Here is a 12040-nt window from a genome sequence, read left to right on the forward strand (position 1 = left end):
TTGCTGTCAACCCTTGAGCGAGTTGAGTTCGTCGACGTTGATGTTCGACCTGTTGCGGAACAGCAGGACCAGCAGTGCCAGCCCGATGGCCGACTCGGCCGCGGCCACCGTCAGGATGAAGAACACGAAGATCTGGCCGTGCATGTCGCCCAGGAAGTGCGAGAAGGCCACGAAGTTCATGTTGACGGCGAGGAGCATCAGCTCGATGGCCATCAGCAGGACGATCAGGTTCTTGCGGTTCAGGAAGATGCCGATCACGGACAGCGCGAAAAGCATCGCGCCGAGCGAAAGAAAGTGTCCGAGCGTGAGCGTCATGCCTTGTTTTCCTTTGCAGCGTCCGCAGCTGCTGCTTCAGCCGCAACGGGTTCGGCCGCACGCGTCGCCGGCATCTGCACGATGCGCACGCGGTCGCGGGCCTTCACGCGAACCTGGTCGGCCGGGTTGACGTACTTGCTGTCCTTGCGGGTGCGCAGCGTCAGGGCGATGGCGGCCACGATGGCCACGAGCAGGATGACCGCGGCGATTTCCAGCGGGTAGAGATATTCGGAGTAGAGCAGCTTGCCCAGTTCGAGCGTATTGGAAGTGTTGGCCGCCGCACCGGCAACGGCGCGCGGTGCCTCGCCCAGGCGGAAGCCGCCCATGAGCACGGCCGCCATCTCGAGCGCGATCAGCGCACCCACGCCCGCCGCCAGCGGGAAGTGCTTCCAGAAGCCCTCCCGCAAGCTGTCGACGTTTATGTCCAGCATCATCACCACGAACAGGAACAGCACCATCACGGCGCCCACATACACGAGCACGAGCGAGATCGCGAGGAACTCGGCGCGCAGCAGCAGCCAGATGGCCGATGCCTGGAAGAAGGCCAGAACCAGGTACAGCGCGGCGTACACGGGGTTGCGGGCGGTGATGACGCGGAATGCTGCGAACAGCAGCACCACGGCAAACAGATAGAACAGACCGGTCTTGACGTCCATTGGAATTCGAATTGGTACGGGTTTCGGGCTGAACCGGGTCAGCGGTACTTGGCGTCGGCCGCCTTGTTCGCTGCGATTTCCTTCTCGTAGCGGTCGCCAACGGCCAGCAGCATGTCCTTGGTGAAGTACAGGTCGCCGCGCTTTTCGCCGTGGTACTCGAAGATGTGCGTCTCGACGATCGAGTCGACCGGGCAGCTTTCTTCGCAGAAGCCGCAGAAGATGCACTTGGTCAGGTCGATGTCGTAGCGCGTCGTGCGGCGCGAGCCGTCGTCGCGCACGTCCGATTCGATGGTGATGGCCAGCGCCGGGCAGACGGCCTCGCAGAGCTTGCAGGCGATGCAGCGTTCTTCGCCGTTCTCATAGCGGCGCAGAGCGTGCAGGCCGCGGAAGCGCGGCGACAGCGGCGTCTTCTCTTCGGGGAACTGCACCGTGATCTTGCGGGCGAAGGCGTACTTGCCGGTGATGGCCAGGCCCTTGAACAGCTCGAACAGCATGAAGCTGCTCAGGAAGTCCTTGAGCGAGAAAGGCGCAGATGGTGTTGCGGTGTGCGCGGCAGACATGATGTTGGCGCTCCCTGTTATTTCCAGATGTTGAACGGCGTCTGCATCCAGCCACCGACCACGACCAGCCACACGAGCGTGACGGGAATGAAGATCTTCCAGCCCAGACGCATGATCTGGTCATAGCGGAAGCGCGGGAACGTCGAACGCACCCACAGGAACATGGTGACCACGCAGAAGGTCTTGAGGCCCAGCCAGATCCAGCCCGGGATGAAGCTCAGGAACTCGAACGGCGGCAGCCATCCGCCAAGGAACAGCACCACGGTCAGGATCGAGACGAGCCACATGTTGGCGTACTCGGCCAGGAAGAACATCGCGAAGCTCATGCCCGAGTACTCGATCATGTGGCCGGCCACGATTTCGGATTCGCCTTCCACCACGTCGAAGGGGTGGCGGTTGGTTTCGGCAAGGCCCGAAATGAAGTAGACGACGAAGATCGGCAGCAGCGGCAGCCAGTTCCACGACAGGAAGCCGACGCCCATGTTGGCGAACATGCCCTTGCCCTGCACGTTGACGATTTCCGTCATGTTCAGGCTGCCGGTGACCATCAGCACCACGACGAAGCAGAAGCCCATCGCGATTTCGTAGCTCACCATCTGTGCCGAGGCGCGCAGCGCGCCCAGGAAGGCGTACTTCGAGTTCGATGCCCAGCCGGCGATGATCACGCCGTACACCTCGAGCGAGGTGATGGCCATCACGAACAGCAGGCCGGCGTTGATGTTCGCCAGCGCCACATCGGGACCGAAGGGAATCACGGCCCACGCGGCCAGCGCCGGCATGATGGTCATGATCGGGCCGAGCAGGAACAGGCCCTTGTTGGCGACCGTCGGAAGAATGATTTCCTTGGTCATCAGCTTGAGCGCGTCGGCGATCGGCTGGAGCAGGCCAAGCGGTCCGATGCGGTTCGGGCCGATGCGGATCTGCGTGAAGCCGATGGCCTTGCGCTCCCACAGCGTGAGGTACGCCACGGCCAGCATCAGCGGAATGACGACGACGATGATCTTGATCAGCGTCCAGACCACCGGCCAGACCACGCCGGTCCACCAGCCTGCGGCAACCAGCCCTTGGCCGAAGCCATGAATGGTGTCGACGATCATGCCAGTGCCTCCTCGGCACGAGCCGACACGTTCGAACCGGCCGATGCGTTGCGTGCGTCGGCGGTCAGTTGCAGCGACGGTGCGCGACGCACGATCGAATCCAGTTGGTAGATGCTCGCGACCACGGGTGCGGCAACCGCGCCGTTCGAAGCGGCGGCATTCGCGGACGTGGCATTGCTCAGCGCATTCGCCGGCACCGCGCCCTTGTCACCCACGGTGGCCAGCACTTCGGCGGTCGATTCGAACGCGAAGCCGGGCAGGCCCAGCAGGTTGGCCAGCACGCGCAGCACCTTCCAGGCCGGACGCGTTTCGCCCTGCGGCTTCACGACGGCGTGGAAACCTTGCAGGCGGCCTTCGGCATTGACGAAGGTGCCAGGGGTTTCGGTGAACGGTGCGATCGGCAGCAGCACGTCGCTGAATTCGAGGTTGGCCTTGAAGGGGCTCAGCGTGACGACCATCTGCGCATTGCCGATGACATCGGCGGCGGCAGTACCTGCGGCCGAGTCGAACACCGGCTCGGTGTTCAGCAGCAGCACGGCCTTCAGGCCGGAGCCGGCGGCGAGCATGCGGCCGGCATCGAGGCCGCCGTTCTTCGGGAATGCGCCGACGATCTGCGCGCCCACGGTGTTGGCGGCTTCGGTCAGGTAGCCGACGGTGGCGCCGGTCTGCGCGCCGATCCAGTTGGCCAGCGCCAGCAGGCTGCTCGCCTGGGCGTGGTGCGCGGCGGCGTTGCCGAGCAGGATGGCCTTGCGCTCGCCGCTCAGCAGCGAGGCGGCGATCGCCTTCGCGGTGGCATCAGGTGCGTTCTTCGGTGCCAGCGGCGCAGCTGCACCGTTGGTCTCGCCGATGGCGGCGGCCACTGCTGCGAGTGCTTCGACCCACTGGCCGGCTTCGACGATGGACGACTGCGCCACGTTGATGGCCCAGGCGTCGCGGTCGGCCATCAGGCTTGCCGACGTGATCACCGACAGCGCGGCGCCCTTGCGCACGGCCTGGCGGATGCGTTGCGCGAACAGCGGGTGTTCCTTGCGCAGGTTCGAGCCCACGACCAGCGCGCGCTGCACTTGCGTGAGCGAGGCGATCGAGGTGCCGAGCCAGCGCACGCCTTCGAAGGCCGAGAATTCGGCGTTGCGCAGGCGGTAGTCGATGTTGTCGCTGCCGAGCTCACGCGTGAGCATGGTGGCGAGCTGCAGCTCTTCGAGCGTGCTGTGCGGGCTGACCAGCGTACCGATGCTCTGCGCGCCGTGATCGGCCTTGATCTGCTTCAGGCCATTGGCGACGTACTCGAGCGCCGTCTGCCAGTCGACCTGCTGCCACTGGCCGCCCTGCTTCAGCATGGGCTGCGTCAGGCGTTCCGGGCCGTTGAGGGCTTCGTACGAGAAGCGGTCGCGGTCGGCGATCCAGCATTCGTTGACGTCTTCGTTCTCGAGCGGCACCACGCGCATCACGCGGTTGTTCTTGACCTGGACGATCAGGTTGGCGCCGGTCGAATCGTGCGGGCTCACCGACTTGCGGCGCGACAGTTCCCAGGTGCGGGCACTGTAGCGGAAGGGCTTGCTCGTGAGCGCGCCGACCGGGCAGATGTCGATCATGTTGCCCGAGAGCTCGGAGTCGACCGAGTCGCCCACGAAGGTTTCGATTTCGGAGTGCTCGCCGCGGTTCGACATGCCGAGCTCCATCACGCCGGCCACTTCCTGGCCGAAGCGGACGCAGCGCGTGCAGTGGATGCAGCGGCTCATCTCTTCCATGCTGATCAACGGGCCGACGTCCTTGTGGAAGACGACGCGCTTTTCCTCTTCGTAGCGCGAAGAGGAACCGCCGTAGCCGACGGCCAGATCCTGCAGCTGGCATTCGCCGCCCTGGTCGCAGATCGGGCAATCCAGCGGGTGGTTGATCAGGAGGAACTCCATGACCGACTGCTGCGCCTTGATGGCCTTCTCGCTCTTGGTGCGGACGATCATGCCCTGCGTGACGGGCGTGGCGCAGGCCGGCATCGGCTTGGGCGCCTTTTCCACGTCCACGAGGCACATGCGGCAGTTGGCCGCGATGCTCAGTTTCTTGTGATAGCAGAAGTGCGGGATGTACGTGCCGGCCTTGTCGGCCGCATGCATGACCATGCTGCCTTCGGCGACTTCGACCTTCTTGCCGTCGAGTTCGATTTCAACCATATGTGTGTTTCTCGCGCTCAGGCCTTGACGGGCGCTTTCGGTACGTAGCCCGGGATCAGGGCCTCGAACTCGTGACGGAAATGCTTGATCATGGCGCGCACCGGCATCGCCGCCGCGTCGCCGAGGGCGCAGATCGTGCGACCCTGGATGTTGTCGGCCACCGAGTTCAGCAGGTCCATGTCGGACGCCCTGCCCTGCCCGTTGTGGATGCGGTCCACCACGCGGTAGAGCCAGCCCGTGCCTTCGCGGCAGGGCGTGCACTGGCCGCAGGACTCATGCATGTAGAAGTACGACAGGCGGCGCAGCGACTCGACCATCGAGCGGCTGTCGTCCATGACGATGACCGCGCCCGAGCCCAGCATCGAGCCGGCCTTGGAGATGGAGTCGTAGTCCATCGTGCAGTCCATCATGATCGACGCAGGCAGCACCGGGGCAGACGAACCACCGGGAATCACCGCCTTCAGCGTGCGGCCCTTGCGCACGCCACCGGCCAGCTCGAGGAGCTTGGAGAACGGGGTGCCCATCGGGACTTCGTAGTTGCCGGGCAGCTCGACGTCACCGCTCACCGAGTAGATCTTGGTGCCGCCGTTGTTCGGCTTGCCGCACTCGAGGTAGGCCTGGCCGCCGTTGCGGATGATCCAGGGCACCGCCGCGAAGGTCTCGGTGTTGTTGATGGTGGTCGGCTTGCCGTACAGGCCGAAGCTCGCCGGGAACGGCGGCTTGAAGCGCGGCTGGCCCTTCTTGCCTTCGAGCGATTCGAGCAGCGCGGTTTCCTCGCCGCAGATGTAGGCGCCGAAGCCATGAGCCGCGTGCAACTGGAAGTTGTACGTGCTGCCCATGATCTTGTCGCCGAGGTAGCCGGCGGCGCGCGCTTCTTCAAGCGCTTCCTCGAAGCGATCGTAGGTCTGAAAGATCTCGCCGTGGATGTAGTTGTAGCCCACGCTGATGCCCATCGCGTATGCGGCGATGGCCATGCCTTCAATGACGATGTGCGGGTTGAACTGCAGGATGTCGCGGTCCTTGCACGTACCCGGCTCACCTTCGTCCGAATTGCAGACGAGGTACTTCTGGCCCGGAAACTGGCGGGGCATGAAGCTCCACTTCAGGCCCGTCGGGAAACCGGCGCCGCCGCGGCCGCGCAGGCCCGAGGCCTTGACTTCGGCAATCACCTGGTCGGGCGTGAGGCCCTCGGTGAGGATCTTGCGCAGGGCCTGGTAGCCGCCGCGCGCCTCGTAGTCGGCCAGGCGCCAGTTGGTGCCATCGAGGCCCGCGTAGATCTGCGGCTCGATGTGGCGGTCATGGAAACAGGTCTGGACACCCGTCGCCTGGAACTGCTGGAGCACTTGTTCGGGTGACATCAGGAAGCCTCCCCCTTGGTGGCCGGCGCGGCGTTGCGCAGGCCGTCGACCAGCTGGTCGAGCTTCTCGTTGGTCATGAAGCTGCACATCGTGCGGTCGTTGACCAGCATCACGGGCGAATCGGCGCAGGCGCCGAGGCATTCGCTCTGCTGCAGCGTGAACAGGCCGTCGGCCGTGGTCTCGCCCATCTTGATGCCGAGCTTCTTCTCGAGATGCACGAGGGCGGTGACGCCATCGCGCAGCTGGCAAGGCAGGTTGGTGCACACGTTGAGCTTGAACTTGCCCACCGGATGCTGGTTGTACATGTTGTAGAAGGTCGTCACCTCGTGCACGGCGATGGGCGCCATGCCGAGGTACTCGGCGATCTCGCGCTCGCGCTGCAGGCTGACGTAGCCCTCGTCCTGCTGGACGATGGACAGGCAGGCCATCACGGCCGACTGCTTGCCCGCTTCGGGGTACTTCGCCACCTCGCGCGCAAAGCGCTCGAGGATCGCAGGCTCCAGAGGGGCAGAAGGCGCCGAGGGCGCCGTGTCATGGTGGTGGGTCGAGGAAGTCATTCGCTCTTTCTCACCTGTCGATCTCGCCGAACACGATGTCCATCGTGCCGATCACCGCGACAGCGTCGGCGATCATGTGACCGCGCGACATTTCGTCGAGGGCGGCGAGGTGCGGGAAACCAGGGGCGCGGATCTTCAAGCGGTACGGCTTGTTGGCGCCGTCGCTCACGAGATAGATGCCGAACTCGCCCTTCGGATGCTCGACGGCGGCATACGCCTCGCCTTCGGGCACATGGAAGCCTTCGGTGAAGAGCTTGAAATGGTGGATCAGCTCCTCCATGTTCGCCTTCATCGATTCGCGCGCAGGCGCGGCGACCTTGTGGTTGTCGGTGATGACAGGACCGGGGTTGGCACGCAGCCAGGCCGAGCACTGCTGGATGATCCGGTTGGCCTGGCGCATCTCTTCGACGCGAACCAGGTAGCGGTCGTAGCAGTCGCCGGTCTTGCCGACGGGCACGTCGAACTGCATGCGGTCGTAGACGTCGTAGGGCTGCTTCTTGCGCAGGTCCCATTCGATGCCCGAGCCACGCAGCATGGGGCCGGTGAAGCCGAGGTTCAGCGCGCGCTCCGGCGAGACCACGCCGATGCCCACGGTGCGCTGCTTCCAGATGCGGTTGTCGGTGAGCAGCGTCTCGTACTCGTCGACCATCTTCGGGAAGCGCTTGCAGAAGTCGTCGACGAAGTCGAGCAGCGAGCCCTGGCGGTTCTCGTTGAGCTTCTCGATGGCCTTCGCGTTCTTGACCTTGCTGACCTTGTACTGCGGCATCGCATCCGGCAGGTCGCGGTACACGCCACCCGGACGGAAGTACGCCGCGTGCATGCGCGCGCCGGAAACGGCCTCGTACATGTCGAACAGGTCTTCACGCTCGCGGAAGCAGTAGATGAGCATGTTCATCGCACCGCAGTCCAGGCCGTGAGCACCGAGCCACAGCAGGTGATTCAGCAGGCGGGTGATCTCGGCGAACATCACGCGGATGTACTGCGCGCGCTCCGGCACCTCGAGGCCCAGCATCCGCTCGATGGCGAGGCAGTAGGCGTGCTCGTTGCTCATCATCGACACGTAGTCGAGACGGTCCATGTACGGCAGCGACTGGATGAAGGTACGCGATTCGGCGAGCTTCTCGGTGGCGCGGTGCAGCAGGCCGATGTGGGGGTCGGCACGCTGGATCACTTCGCCGTCCAGCTCGAGCACGAGGCGCAGCACGCCGTGCGCTGCCGGGTGCTGGGGACCGAAGTTGAGTGTGTAGTTCTTGATTTCGGCCATATCAGTCAGTGCAAACCGCCGCCGTAGTTGTCTTCGCGGATCACGCGCGGGGTGATTTCGCGCGGCTCGATGGAAACCGGCTGGTAGACCACGCGCTTCTGTTCTTCGTCGTAACGCATCTCGACGTGACCCGACACCGGGAAGTCCTTACGGAACGGATGACCGATGAAGCCGTAGTCGGTCAGGATGCGACGCAGGTCGTCGTGACCTTCGAACACGATGCCGTAGAGGTCGAAGGCCTCGCGCTCGAACCAGGTGGCGGCATTCCAGACGGACTGCAGCGAGTCGACGACGGGGAAGTCATCGCTGTCCGCGAACACCTTGAGGCGTAGGCGCTGGTTGAGGCTCACAGACATCAGGTGGGAAACGACACCATAGCGCGCACCCTGCCACTCGCCTTCGCGGTAGCTGGAGTAGTCCATGCCGCAGAGATCGATCAGTTGCTCGAAGCGGCAGCCGGGCGCATCGCGCAACAGCAAGGAGGCTTCGAGATAGTCGGCGGCGCCGACCACGACGGTCACTTCGCCGAGGGCAACGGTCACGCTCTTGGCCTTGGCGCCGAGAGTCTCGGCGACGGTGGCGCGCAGCACCTCCGGCGAAATTGCAAAGTCAGTCATCGTCGGCAGTCCCTCAGGCGCGGGCAATGGTGTTGGTGCGGCGAATCTTCTGCTGCAACTGGATCACGCCGTAGAGCAAGGCCTCGGCGGTGGGCGGGCAACCCGGAACATAGACGTCGACCGGCACGATGCGGTCGCAGCCGCGCACGACCGAATAGCTGTAGTGGTAGTAGCCACCGCCATTCGCGCACGAACCCATGGAGAGAACCCAGCGCGGCTCGGGCATCTGGTCGTAGACCTTGCGCAGAGCCGGAGCCATCTTGTTGCACAGCGTACCGGCCACGATCATCAGATCGGACTGGCGCGGGCTGGGGCGGAACAGCATGCCGAAGCGGTCGATGTCGTAGCGGGCGGCGCCCGCATGCATCATCTCCACCGCACAGCATGCAAGGCCGAAGGTCATCGGCCAGAGAGAACCAGTCTTCGCCCAGTTGACGACCGAATCGTAGGTCGTGGTGACGAAGCCTTCCTTGAGAACGCCTTCAATGGCCATCGTGTTTCTTCCTTGTCATTCCCAGTCGAGCGCACCCTTTTTCCACTCGTAGGCGAAGCCCACGACGAGGATGGCGAGAAAGATCATCATGGCCCAGAAGCCGACAGCACCGATCTCCTTGAGCGCAATGGCCCACGGAAAGAGAAAGGCAATCTCGAGATCGAACAGGATGAAGAGAATCGCGACGAGGTAATAGCGCACGTCGAACTTCATGCGCGCATCCTCGAAGGCTTCAAAGCCACACTCGTAGGGAGCGTTCTTTGCGGCGTCGGGCCTGTTGGGGCCGAGAATGTATCCGATGACCTGAGGGGCGACGCCTACGCCGACTCCGACCAGAATGAACAAAAGGACGGGGAGGTAGGAGTCGAGATTCATCGAGAGTTTTTCACCGCTTGCCACCGGCAGGAAGAACCTCTGGATGAGGCTTTCTGCCGATGAGATTTGGTGCGGTCGGCGAGACTCGAACTCGCACAGCTTTCGCCACTACCCCCTCAAGATAGCGTGTCTACCAATTTCACCACGACCGCGGTTTTTTCTGTTCGGATGGCATGAGGTACCTGCAAGAGGAATTTGGCTTTCCGAACAGATTTAGAGTTTACCCTGAAATGGAGCCATTTCTCACGGGCAACTCATGAAAACGAGTTGATTACTTGCTCGGAATCTGGCCCGCACCCGAAACAGGGGCTGCAGGAGCCGAAGCAGGAGCATTGGGAGCAGCAGCACCAGGAATTTCGTTGGCCGCACCGGAGGTCGGCGCAGCAGGCGCACCCACCGTTGCACGCTCCAGAAGACTGCCGCCGCCAGCGGGACGCGCGTGGCTGAAATAGGCAAGCAGCAGCGTGCATGCGAAGAACACGGCAGCGAGCACCGCCGTTGTGCGCGAGAGGAAGTTGGCACTGCCGCTGGCACCGAACAGGCTGCCCGCGCTGCCGCTGCCGAAGGCCGCGCCCATGTCGGCACCCTTGCCGTGCTGGATCAGGATCAGGCCGATCATTGCGAGGGCAGCCAGCATCTGCACGCCGACCAGAAGGTTGAGGACCAGGTTCATTCGTTCTTACTCCTAATTTGATGCAGCCGTTGCGCGTTCAGCGCGCAGCGGCGGAAATGATCTGCAGAAAGTCGGGCGCCTTGAGCGATGCGCCACCGATGAGGCCGCCATCGATGTCGGCCTGTGCCAGCAGCTCGGCGGCATTCGCCGCATTCATGCTGCCACCGTAGAGGATGCGGATGCCGGCGGCATGCTCGCTCGCCGCGTGATGCAGCTGTGCGCGCAGCACTGCGTGCACCGCCTGCGCCTGTTCAGGCGTAGCCGTCTTGCCCGTGCCGATGGCCCACACAGGCTCGTACGCCACGACGATCTCGCTGATGCAATGGCCGTTCACATGAATGACCGCAGCCAGCTGGCGCTTGACGACTTCTTCGGTCTGCCCTGCTTCGCGCTGTGCCAGCGTTTCGCCCACGCACACGATCGGCGTGATGCCGCCGGCCAGCGCCGCAGCCGTCTTGGCAGCGACCACATCGTCGGTCTCGCCGTGATACTGCCGGCGCTCCGAATGACCGACGATGGCATAGCGCACACCGAAGTCCTTCAGCATCGCGGCCGACTGCTCGCCGGTGAACGCACCTTGCGGATGCGCCGAAATGTCCTGCGCACCGAGCCCCAGCGCCGGCGAACCCGCCAGCAGCGATTGCAGTTGCGCGAAGTAAGGCGCGGGCGCGCACAGGGCCACGTCGCAAGCCGCCGGGCTTGCGGCCAGGCCCTGCTGCAGGGCCTTCACCAGCGCCTCGTTGGCAGCCAGGCTGCCGTTCATCTTCCAGTTGCCGGCGATCAGCTTCTTCTTGGTTGTCATCGCGTTCGTCTTCTCGTCACTCACCATGTCAGCACGATCTTGCCGATGTGCTGGTTCGATTCCATCAGCGCATGAGCCCGGGCCGCGCCGCTGGGCTCACCTGCTGCAGCAAAGGTGCTATGGATCACGGGCTTGATCGCGCCGCTTTCCAGCAGCGGCCAGACCTTCTCGCGCAACGCCTTGGCGATGGCACCCTTGAACGCCACCGGCCGCGGACGCAGCGTCGAGCCGGTGATCGTGAGCCGCCTGCGCAGCACGAGGCCCGCATTGATCTCGCTCTTCACGCCGCCCTGCACCGCGATGATGACCAGACGACCGTCTTCGGCCAGGCATTCGACCTCGCGCGCCACGTAATCGCCCGCAACCATGTCGAGCACCACGTCCACGCCCTTGCCACCAGTGAGCTTCTTCGCCTCTTCGACGAAGTCGCTCGTGCGGTAGTTGATGGCGTGGTCGGCGCCGAGCTTGAGGCAGGCTTCGCACTTGTCGTCGCTGCCGGCCGTGACGATCACGATGGCGCCGAGCGCCTTGGCGATCTGGATCGCCGTGACGCCGATGCCGCTCGAGCCGCCCTGGATCAGCAGCGTCTCGCCCTTCTGCAGGCGGCCGCGCTCGAACACGTTGCTCCAGACGGTGAAGAAGGTCTCGGGCAGCGACGCCGCCTCGAGATCGCTCCACCCCTTGGGCACGGGCAGGCACTGCGCCACGGGCGCCACGCACAGCTCGGCATAGCCGCCGCCGGCGATCAGCGCGCAGACGCGGTCGCCGACCTTGAAGCCCGCCTCGGCCAGCGCCGCGGCGTCGCCCGAGACGATCTCGCCAGCCACTTCGAGGCCTGGCAGATCGGACGCGCCCGGCGGCACGGGATAGTGCCCCTTGCGCTGCAACACGTCCGGACGATTGACGCCACTCGCCGCGACGCGGATCAGCAGCTCGCCCGCGCCCGCCACAGGGTCGGGACGCTCGGCGACGCGCAGCACCTCGGGGGCGCCGTACGAAGTGATTTCAATGGCTTTCATGGTCTTTCGGCCTCCAACGCCCGCAGATGGGGCGAAGCTTGACGTTCAAAAGATAGCAGCGGCAGCCACAGGGACCGCCGTTGCGC

At 64.3% G+C, this 12040-nt stretch carries 14 protein-coding genes and 1 tRNA gene; all 15 read right to left on the reverse strand.

The window, feature by feature from the left end; all coding sequences use genetic code 11:
* Positions 1-6: 6 nt before the first annotated feature.
* The 15 genes from nuoK to EJP69_RS06970 all read right to left on the reverse strand — a co-directional run bounded on the left by nuoK (position 7) and on the right by EJP69_RS06970 (position 11954).
* On the reverse strand, positions 7-315 hold the full coding sequence (nuoK, locus tag EJP69_RS06900; RefSeq protein ID WP_093204819.1) for an NADH-quinone oxidoreductase subunit NuoK: 309 nt from the start codon (positions 313-315) through the stop codon (positions 7-9).
* Positions 312-971: an NADH-quinone oxidoreductase subunit J gene (locus tag EJP69_RS06905; protein ID WP_093204817.1), complete on the reverse strand. Its 660-nt coding sequence runs from the start codon at positions 969-971 to the stop codon at positions 312-314. The genes nuoK and EJP69_RS06905 overlap by 4 nt, the downstream gene beginning before the upstream one ends.
* Positions 972-1009: 38 nt before the next feature.
* Positions 1010-1531 (reverse strand): NADH-quinone oxidoreductase subunit NuoI, encoded by a 522-nt coding sequence (gene nuoI, locus EJP69_RS06910; protein ID WP_019653385.1) that lies wholly within the window; start codon positions 1529-1531, stop codon positions 1010-1012.
* Positions 1532-1548: 17 nt separating this feature from the next.
* The gene (gene nuoH, locus EJP69_RS06915; protein WP_019653386.1) at positions 1549-2628 is read right to left on the reverse strand and encodes an NADH-quinone oxidoreductase subunit NuoH; all 1080 of its coding nucleotides are present in this window, start codon (positions 2626-2628) and stop codon (positions 1549-1551) included.
* Entirely contained in the window at positions 2625-4796 is a 2172-nt protein-coding gene (nuoG, locus tag EJP69_RS06920; RefSeq protein WP_093300646.1) for an NADH-quinone oxidoreductase subunit NuoG, read from the reverse strand. Before nuoG ends, nuoH begins: the two co-directional genes overlap by 4 nt.
* A gap of 17 nt (positions 4797-4813) precedes the next feature.
* Positions 4814-6154: an NADH-quinone oxidoreductase subunit NuoF gene (nuoF, locus tag EJP69_RS06925; protein ID WP_093204812.1), complete on the reverse strand. Its 1341-nt coding sequence runs from the start codon at positions 6152-6154 to the stop codon at positions 4814-4816.
* Positions 6154-6711: an NADH-quinone oxidoreductase subunit NuoE family protein gene (locus EJP69_RS06930; protein ID WP_126469152.1), complete on the reverse strand. Its 558-nt coding sequence runs from the start codon at positions 6709-6711 to the stop codon at positions 6154-6156. Before EJP69_RS06930 ends, nuoF begins: the two co-directional genes overlap by 1 nt.
* Before the next feature lie 10 nt (positions 6712-6721).
* Positions 6722-7975 carry an NADH-quinone oxidoreductase subunit D gene (locus EJP69_RS06935; protein ID WP_093204809.1) on the reverse strand — a complete coding sequence of 418 codons (1254 nt, stop codon included), beginning with the start codon at positions 7973-7975 and terminating at the stop codon, positions 6722-6724.
* Positions 7976-7980: 5 nt separating this feature from the next.
* Positions 7981-8592, reverse strand: a complete 612-nt coding sequence (locus tag EJP69_RS06940; RefSeq protein ID WP_093204806.1) for an NADH-quinone oxidoreductase subunit C — start codon at positions 8590-8592, stop codon at positions 7981-7983.
* Between the two features lie 13 nt (positions 8593-8605).
* Positions 8606-9085 carry a NuoB/complex I 20 kDa subunit family protein gene (locus EJP69_RS06945; protein WP_007837763.1) on the reverse strand — a complete coding sequence of 160 codons (480 nt, stop codon included), beginning with the start codon at positions 9083-9085 and terminating at the stop codon, positions 8606-8608.
* 15 nt (positions 9086-9100) lie between these two features.
* Entirely contained in the window at positions 9101-9460 is a 360-nt protein-coding gene (locus tag EJP69_RS06950; protein WP_012748607.1) for an NADH-quinone oxidoreductase subunit A, read from the reverse strand.
* Positions 9461-9527: 67 nt separating this feature from the next.
* Positions 9528-9612: transfer RNA gene (locus tag EJP69_RS06955), tRNA-Leu, on the reverse strand.
* Positions 9613-9731: 119 nt separating this feature from the next.
* Positions 9732-10133 (reverse strand): preprotein translocase subunit SecG, encoded by a 402-nt coding sequence (secG, locus tag EJP69_RS06960; protein WP_093204804.1) that lies wholly within the window; start codon positions 10131-10133, stop codon positions 9732-9734.
* A 37-nt stretch (positions 10134-10170) separates the two neighbouring features.
* The gene (gene tpiA / locus EJP69_RS06965) at positions 10171-10935 is read right to left on the reverse strand and encodes a triose-phosphate isomerase (RefSeq protein ID WP_371287190.1); all 765 of its coding nucleotides are present in this window, start codon (positions 10933-10935) and stop codon (positions 10171-10173) included.
* Positions 10936-10955: 20 nt separating this feature from the next.
* A complete protein-coding gene (locus tag EJP69_RS06970) occupies positions 10956-11954 on the reverse strand; it encodes an NAD(P)H-quinone oxidoreductase (RefSeq protein ID WP_126469153.1) in 999 nt (332 codons plus the stop codon).
* Between the last annotated feature and the right edge of the window lie 86 nt (positions 11955-12040).

It is taken from the genome of Variovorax gossypii, assembly GCF_003965815.1.
GTDB classification, from domain to species: domain Bacteria; phylum Pseudomonadota; class Gammaproteobacteria; order Burkholderiales; family Burkholderiaceae_C; genus Variovorax; species Variovorax gossypii.

Bases quoted from the DNA above. Each gene is read 5' to 3' on its own strand.
- nuoI (WP_019653385.1), bottom strand. From the start codon at position 1,531: ATGTCTGCCGCGCACACCGCAACACCATCTGCGCCTTTCTCGCTCAAG.
- EJP69_RS06905 (WP_093204817.1), bottom strand. From the start codon at position 971: ATGGACGTCAAGACCGGTCTGTTCTATCTGTTTGCCGTGGTGCTGCTG.
- nuoF (WP_093204812.1), bottom strand. From the start codon at position 6,154: ATGTCACCCGAACAAGTGCTCCAGCAGTTCCAGGCGACGGGTGTCCAG.
- EJP69_RS06970 (WP_126469153.1), bottom strand. From the start codon at position 11,954: ATGAAAGCCATTGAAATCACTTCGTACGGCGCCCCCGAGGTGCTGCGC.
- EJP69_RS06940 (WP_093204806.1), bottom strand. From the start codon at position 8,592: ATGACTGACTTTGCAATTTCGCCGGAGGTGCTGCGCGCCACCGTCGCC.
- nuoH (WP_019653386.1), bottom strand. From the start codon at position 2,628: ATGATCGTCGACACCATTCATGGCTTCGGCCAAGGGCTGGTTGCCGCA.
- nuoK (WP_093204819.1), bottom strand. From the start codon at position 315: ATGACGCTCACGCTCGGACACTTTCTTTCGCTCGGCGCGATGCTTTTC.
- EJP69_RS06945 (WP_007837763.1), bottom strand. From the start codon at position 9,085: ATGGCCATTGAAGGCGTTCTCAAGGAAGGCTTCGTCACCACGACCTAC.
- secG (WP_093204804.1), bottom strand. From the start codon at position 10,133: ATGAACCTGGTCCTCAACCTTCTGGTCGGCGTGCAGATGCTGGCTGCC.
- nuoG (WP_093300646.1), bottom strand. From the start codon at position 4,796: ATGGTTGAAATCGAACTCGACGGCAAGAAGGTCGAAGTCGCCGAAGGC.
- EJP69_RS06935 (WP_093204809.1), bottom strand. From the start codon at position 7,975: ATGGCCGAAATCAAGAACTACACACTCAACTTCGGTCCCCAGCACCCG.
- tpiA (WP_371287190.1), bottom strand. From the start codon at position 10,935: ATGACAACCAAGAAGAAGCTGATCGCCGGCAACTGGAAGATGAACGGC.
- EJP69_RS06950 (WP_012748607.1), bottom strand. From the start codon at position 9,460: ATGAATCTCGACTCCTACCTCCCCGTCCTTTTGTTCATTCTGGTCGGA.
- EJP69_RS06930 (WP_126469152.1), bottom strand. From the start codon at position 6,711: ATGACTTCCTCGACCCACCACCATGACACGGCGCCCTCGGCGCCTTCT.